General features: G+C 52.9%; 3 protein-coding genes. All 3 read right to left on the minus strand.

What is annotated here, in order from left to right; all coding sequences use genetic code 11:
- Positions 1-50: 50 nt before the first annotated feature.
- A complete protein-coding gene (gene tnpC, locus QWY27_RS15160) occupies positions 51-1,631 on the minus strand; it encodes an IS66 family transposase (protein WP_290199272.1) in 1,581 nt (526 codons plus the stop codon).
- Positions 1,632-1,738: 107 nt separating this feature from the next.
- On the minus strand, positions 1,739-2,074 hold the full coding sequence (gene tnpB / locus QWY27_RS15165) for an IS66 family insertion sequence element accessory protein TnpB (RefSeq protein WP_290199273.1): 336 nt from the start codon (positions 2,072-2,074) through the stop codon (positions 1,739-1,741).
- Positions 2,071-2,505, minus strand: coding sequence for a transposase (locus QWY27_RS15170; RefSeq protein ID WP_290199274.1), 435 nt, complete (start codon positions 2,503-2,505; stop codon positions 2,071-2,073). The genes tnpB and QWY27_RS15170 overlap by 4 nt, the downstream gene beginning before the upstream one ends.
- Positions 2,506-2,554: the final 49 nt, after the last annotated feature.

The raw sequence follows: 2,554 nt of genomic DNA on the forward strand, positions 1-2,554 counted from the left end.
GTAAGCGTCTGCCGAACACATATTGCCAGAGCACTTGTTTTGATGATTGATTAGGGCATGGTAACTGTTGGCTGCCAGCGATGTGGCAACAACTCTTGAATCTGGCTGGCTTTCTGGGTCGGCAGTCGAGTCAGGACATCCTTGATGTAGGCGTAAGGATCGTGGCCGTTCATTTTTGCCGATTGGATGAGGCTCATGACAGCGGCAGCACGTTTTCCGGCACGCAATGAGCCAGCAAATAACCAGTTAGACCTGCCGACTGCGATCGGGCGGATTTGATTTTCGATCCAATTGTTGTCAATGGGAAGCTGCCCATCATCAAGGTACTGAGTCAGCGCCTGCCATCGCTTCAAGGTGTAATCCAATGCCTTAGCTGTGGCCGAACCATCTGTCACCCTTATTCTTTGCAGCCGCATCCACTCAAATAGTGCATCGGCGACAGGCCGAGCCTGTTTTTGTCGTAAGCGTTGCCGATCCAGTGGGTTGAGGTCTTTGGCTTGACGCTCAGTTTCATAGAGCTGACCGATCAACCCCAGGGCATACTCTGCAATCTGGCTCTTGTTGGCCACATGCAGCTCAAAGAACTTACGCCGTGCATGAGCCATGCAGCCAACTTCGGTGACGCCCTGGGACATCATCGCTTTATAGCCACTGAAGTCATCGCAAATCAGGCTACCTCGCCAGTCCCCAACAAAGGTTCGAGCATGTTCTCCGGACCGACCCTCTGCAAAGTCGTAAATTACCGCCTTCAGATCTTCATGTAATCCTGGGGCGTAGGCCCAGATATAGGCTCGGTGCGTTTTCTTGTTGCCGGGCTTGAGCATCTGCACTGGTGTCTCGTCAGCGTGTAATACACGATGAGAGAGCACCACATCTTTGAGTGCATCGACCAATGGTTGCAGACGAACCCCGCAGACACCTACCCACTGCGCCAGTGTCGAGCGGGGCAGCTCCACACCGGCGCGAGCAAAGATGCTTTCCTGACGATACAGAGGCAGATGATCGGAGTATTTGGCTACCAGCACCTGAGCTAACAAACCTGCAGTGGCAATGCCTTTGTCGATGATCTGTGCGGGTACCGGAGCCTGGGTCAGGGTCTTGCAATCGCCACAAGCCCACTTGCCTCGGATATGGCGTTCCACCGTGGCGACACCAGGCGTGTAATCCAGCTTTTCAGTGACATCCTCGCCGATACGCTTGAGCTGGCAGCCACAGCGGCAGAGCGTGGAGTCCGGCTCATGCCGGAACTCGATCCGTGGCAAGCTTGAGGGCAGTGCTGTCCGCTTGGGTTGTTGTCGTGCGCGCTGAACCGGCTCCTGGGTGGAGAGCTCCTCAATCTCCGCCTCCATGGCAGCGATATCGGCATCAAGCGTTTCTTCGAGCAAGCTAGCCTGCGTAGGGTCCAAGCGCTCGGCATGCTGACCAAACTTCCAGCGCTTGTTGAGCGCAATCTCATGTGTGAGTTGATCAATCTTTGCCTGACGATAGGCAAGCTCTTTCTTGTGCTGATCGATTTCAACTCGGGTCTGGGCAATGACCTTCTGGTGCTCTTCATTTTGCAGAATCAAACTCAATGCAAGCTCACGCAGCGCCTGCGGATTCATTTGTTCAAGAGTTTGTGCTGTGACCATGGTGCCAGTATGTCACGGCAGCAATTACGATGTAACTATAGGATTCACCAATTGATTTTCGCATCAGCGTTCAAGCAAAATTCAAGTCATCAGCGTGTATCACGGTCTTACAAGACCCTGATGATTCCAGCCTCTCCAAGACGATGCCAAGACAGGCCAAGGACTAAGGCATCAAACTGTAGTCGGGTAATTCGAAAGTGGCTTGCAGTTTGATTGTTCGTCCAGATGAAGTGGCCCTGGTGCAACCGTCGAGCAGCCAACCAGATTCCAATTCCATCATGCACCAGCACCTTCATTCGGTTGGCACGACGGTTCGCAAACAGATAAGCGTGATTGGGATGCGCGGCACCAAACACCTTCACGACACGTGCCAGCGCGGTCTCTGTCCCAGCACGCATGTCCATCGGCTCGGTGGCAATCCACACTGCCTCAATCTTGATCATTGCGTAATCTTGAATAACCAGGCAGAACAAGCGCTGCTTAACTCGACTGGCCATTGAAGCCTGAGGCTTAAGCTGCCCTTTTGCACTTCAATCTCGATGTAACGCCCCTCGAGCTTGGAAGCGCGTTCTCCAGGCACGTTAACTGGTAAAAAGCCTGGCACAGCCTGTATCGAAGACGATTCATCAACACTCAACAATCGAGTCTGATTTTTGCCAACATAGCTCGGGGTCGAGTCTTTAATCCATCTGCGCAACAGGTTGGCATTTAATCCATGACTGAGCGCCACGGCAGCAATTGAAACATGCGGCTGAAGCGCTTCGGTAATGACGCTATCCTTGAATTCCTTGCTGTAGCGTTGTCTTGTACGCAATCGGATTGGGGCTGCCTGATCCATCGTGAACACTTCTCCACTTGTTTTTAGTGGAGACATGTTCACTTAACCCCGACTCAGGGGCAACATGTGTTCGCCAGACGCTTAC

Source organism: Zwartia vadi (genome assembly GCF_030410375.1).
Classification (GTDB): domain Bacteria; phylum Pseudomonadota; class Gammaproteobacteria; order Burkholderiales; family Burkholderiaceae_B; genus Zwartia; species Zwartia vadi.